5 protein-coding genes are annotated in these 3,958 nt (G+C 64.8%); all 5 read right to left on the reverse strand.

The annotated features are described in order from the left end of the window. The coding region (locus ACE3P6_RS18415) for an ABC transporter ATP-binding protein (protein ID WP_374397898.1) at window positions 1-460 on the reverse strand (460 nt) is incomplete at its 3' end. A 3-nt stretch (window positions 461-463) separates the two neighbouring features. Continuing rightward, window positions 464-1,306, reverse strand: a complete 843-nt coding sequence (locus tag ACE3P6_RS18420; protein WP_374397899.1) for a carbohydrate ABC transporter permease — start codon at window positions 1,304-1,306, stop codon at window positions 464-466. Next, window positions 1,306-2,232, reverse strand: a complete 927-nt coding sequence (locus ACE3P6_RS18425) for a carbohydrate ABC transporter permease (protein ID WP_374397900.1) — start codon at window positions 2,230-2,232, stop codon at window positions 1,306-1,308. Before ACE3P6_RS18425 ends, ACE3P6_RS18420 begins: the two co-directional genes overlap by 1 nt. Next, window positions 2,229-3,482 (reverse strand): sugar ABC transporter substrate-binding protein, encoded by a 1,254-nt coding sequence (locus tag ACE3P6_RS18430; RefSeq protein WP_374397901.1) that lies wholly within the window; start codon window positions 3,480-3,482, stop codon window positions 2,229-2,231. Before ACE3P6_RS18430 ends, ACE3P6_RS18425 begins: the two co-directional genes overlap by 4 nt. A 21-nt stretch (window positions 3,483-3,503) precedes the next feature. Next, on the reverse strand, window positions 3,504-3,958 hold a 455-nt coding region (locus ACE3P6_RS18435), incomplete at its 5' end, for a PLP-dependent transferase (RefSeq protein ID WP_374397902.1).

Here is a 3,958-nt window from a genome sequence, read left to right on the forward strand (position 1 = left end):
CCCGGGGTTCGCGCACGATGGCGCGGCCCATCGCGACACGCTGACGCTGGCCGCCTGACAGCGCGCGGGGCAGGCGTTGGGTCAGCTTGTCCAGCCCCAGCGTGCGGGCGGCGGCGGCCACGCGCGAGCTGCGGGCCGAGGCTTCGGCGCCGCGGATCTCCATCGAGAAGCCCATGTTCCGCGCGACGTCCATGTGCGGGTAAAGCGCGTAGGACTGGAACACCATCGCGATGTCGCGGTGGCGCGGCGCCACTTCGTTCATGCGCTGGCCGTCGATCAGGAAATCGCCCGCCGAGATATCCTCCAGCCCGGCGATCATCCGCAGAAGCGTGGACTTGCCGCAGCCGGAGGGGCCGACGAGCACGATGAACTCGCCATCGGCGATGGCAAGGTTCACATCGCGCAGCACTTCGATCGCGCCGAAGCGCTTTTCGATGCCGAGAAGGTCGAGACGGGCCATGTGTCAGCCTTTCACCGCGCCAGAGGTCAGGCCCTGGACCAGGTATCGCTGGATGAAGATGAAGAAGAGACAGGAGGGGATGAGCGCCAGCACGCCCGCCGCCATCATCTGCCCCCAGTCGACCGAGAACTTCGACACGAAGGTCAGCATGCCGACCGGGAAGGTCATGCTGTCCTCGGACCGGATGAGCATGAGGGCGAACAGCACCTCGGACCAGGCGGCGGTGAAGATGAAGCCCAGCGTCGCGCCGAGGCCCGGCAGGGTCAGCGGCAGGATCACCTTGCGCAAGGCCTGGAAGCGGGTGCAGCCGTCCATCATCGCGGCATCCTCCAGGTCCTTCGGGATGCCGTCGAAGAAGCTTTGCATCAGGAAGGTGGCGAAGGGGATGTTGAAGGCGGTGTAGACCAGGATCAGGCTGGAGAGCGAGTTCAGGAGGCCCAGGGTGGCGACGATCTTGTAGATCGGCGCGATGATCATCAGAAGCGGGAACATCTGCGTCAGCAGCATCAGGGCGATGACCAGTTTCTGCCCGCGGAACCGGAAGCGCGAGAAGGCATAGCCCGAGGCGGCGGCGATCACGGTGGTGATGGCGGCCGAGGTGAGCGAGACGACCAGGCTGTTCCAGAAGAAGCGCAGGAAGTCGGTCTGCCAGATCACCTTGGTGAAGTTGTCCAGCGTCGCCGTGGAGGGCCAGAGCGCCGTGCCTTCGGTGAAGATCAGCTTGTCGGGCGTGATCGCGATCTTCAGCAGCCAGTACAGCGGGAAGAGCGCGAAGCCGAGGTAGAACAGGATCGCGGCGTATTTGCCGAGGGTGAGCAGCGGATTGCGGCGGGCGGAGACGGCCATCACAGCCTCACGAAGCGGCGGCGCAGCGCCAGAAGCACCACGGCATAGACGAAAAGCAGGAACAGGAGCGCGACTGCCAGCGTCGAGGCATAGCCGAAGTCCAGCTTCTTGAAGGCGGTGGTGAAGATGTAGGTGGAGAGGATCTGGGTGGAATTGGCCGGTCCGCCGCCGGTCATGATGAAGATCAGGTCGGCGAAGTTGGCGATCCAGATCGTGCGCAGCATGACGGTGATAGCGATCATCGGGGCCAGGAAGGGCAGGGTGATCTTGGTGAAGGTCTGCCAGGCCGTCGCACCGTCGATCTCGGCCGCCTCATATAGTTCGGAGGGGATGGATTGCAGCGCGGCCAGAAGGGTGATGGCGAAGAAGGGCACGCCGAACCAGATGTTCGCCGCGATCGGGCCCCAGATCGCAAGGTCGGGATCGCCCAGAATGTTGAATGGCTCGGGCAGGATGCCGATGGCGGCAAGCCAGTGCGGCAGGGGGCCGATCACCGGGTTGAAAAGCCAGGCCCAGGTGAGCGCGGTCAGGAAGGTGGGCACCGCCCAGGGCAGGAAGACGATGGCCTGGAACAGCCGCTTCAGCGGGAAGCGGGTGTTGAGCAGCAGTGCCAGGCCAAGGCCCAGCGTGAACTGGAAGAACAGCGAGCCGAAGGTCCAGACCAGGGTGTTTTCCAGCGAGATCCAGAACTTCTTGTCGGACCAGAGCGCAAGGTAGTTGTCCAGCGCGACCCACTCCGCCTCGCCGGGCTTCAGCAGCATGATCGACTGGAACGAGTAGCTGACGCCCACCACCAGCGGGATCAGCATGACAAGCGCGATCAGCACCAAAGCCGGTGTGAGGTACAGATAGGGTTCGATGAGCTGGGACCAGACGAAGCGCTGGTGCGCCCGGGTTGCCCCGGGCGCCTGAGTGGCTTGCGTCACTGCTTGGCTTTCCATTTGGCGTATTCGTCCGTCAGGAAGGCGGCCCATTCGTCGCCCAGTTCCTGCGCGGTCTTCTGGCCCAGCAGGGCCTCTTGCGCAGAGTCCTTCAGGATGGTCGAGGTGAAGTAGCCCCACTGTTCCAGATAGGTCGGCATGATGGTGGGGATGTAGTCCGGGCTGTTCAGCTCTTCGAACCAGCCCTTGAACTGGTCGGTCTTGAAGAAGGGGTCCTGGTCGGCGCCCTGGTGGATCGGGATCACGCCCACCCGCTTTGCCCAGGTCGAGTTCGACTCGGGCGAGGAGAGGTAGGCCACAAGGTTCCAGGCGTCATCGGCGTGTTCGGTCGAGTTGAACACCGACCAGCCCGCGAAGCCGATGGTCGGGAAGGCCTTGCCCGCAGGACCGACCGGCATCGGCATCACGGCGAAGTCCTCGGCCGGCATCCGCTCGGCGATGGCGATCAGCGCGTCGGGGTCCTGGTCGAGGAAGGCGCAGGTGCCGGAATAGAAGCCGGCGACGATCTCGTTGAAGCCCCAGTTCACGCTGTCCTTCGGCGCATAGCCCTTCTGGTAGAGGTCCATCAGGAACTGCAGGCCCGCGATCGAGCCGGGTTCGTTGATGCGGCTCTTGCCGTCCGCAGTGAAGAACTCGTTCGAGCCGTTCATCACCGCGGCCATCATGATCCAGCCGTTCGTGCCGCCCGGCCCGCCGCGCAGGCAGTAGCCGTATTTGCCGTCAAGCTTCGAGACCGCCTCCGAGGCGGCCATGAATTCGTCCATCGTCTTCGGCGGCTCGGCGACGCCTGCCTCGGCCAACAGCTTCTTGTTGTAGAACATCGCCCGCAGGTAGAAGCCGTAGGGGATCATGGTGATCTTGCCATTGGCAAGCTTGCCCATGTCGATGGTCTTCTGGGTCAGCGTCGCGCCGTGCTCCCACGCGGCGACTCGTTCATCCAGCGGCATCAGCTGGTCGGCATAAAGCGCCTGCCAGGTATCGGGCATCTCGATCACGTCGGGGGTGTCGCCGCCCGCGATCATGGTGGCGACGGTCTCGAAGGCCTGGCCCCAGGGGATCGAGATGATCTCCACGTCGACGCCCGGATTGGCGGCCTTGTAGCCGTCGACCATGCCCTTGAGCACCTCGGTGCGTTCGGGGCTGGTGATCACCTCGACCAGTTTCAGGGTCTCGGCCGAGACGGCCGTCCCCAGAAGCACCGCCAAAAGCCCGGCGCCGGCAATCAGTTTCTTCATCGCACTCACTCCCTTTGGTTGTCAGTTTCTGCTTGTTGCCAGGGCCGCCGACATGTCGGCCCATAGATCGTCTGCATTCTCCAGCCCGAGGCTGAGCCGGACGAGCGTGGACGGCACGCCGAACTTGCGCATCGAGTTGAATTCCCCCGCCTGGGCGAGACCCACTTGTGCGGGCAGGATCAGGCTTTCGAACCCGCCCCAGCTGACGCCCAGGCGGAAGAAGCGCAGGGCGTCGGCCAGCCGGGGGACGTTCACTGACTCGTCGAACTCCACCGACATCAACCCGGACCGGCCCGTCAGCCCCGGCACCATGTTGGTGGTGGGCGAGTTGACCCGGCGCACGAAGGGCAGGGCGGCCAGGCGGTCGGCGAAAAGGTCGGCGGTGGCCTGGTGCTGACGCATGCGCGGCACCAGCGTGCGCAGGCCCCGGATCAGGAGCCAGGCCTCGAACGGCGCAAGCTTGGCGCCGAACAGGG

The sequence above is a fragment of the Tabrizicola sp. genome, from assembly GCF_041911175.1.
Taxonomy (GTDB): domain Bacteria; phylum Pseudomonadota; class Alphaproteobacteria; order Rhodobacterales; family Rhodobacteraceae; genus Tabrizicola.

What these genes read in the sequence shown, in the direction of transcription:
- ACE3P6_RS18420 (WP_374397899.1), bottom strand. Translation starts at nt 1,306, where the DNA reads ATGGCCGTCTCCGCCCGCCGCAATCCGCTGCTCACCCTCGGCAAATAC.
- ACE3P6_RS18430 (WP_374397901.1), bottom strand. Translation starts at nt 3,482, where the DNA reads ATGAAGAAACTGATTGCCGGCGCCGGGCTTTTGGCGGTGCTTCTGGGG.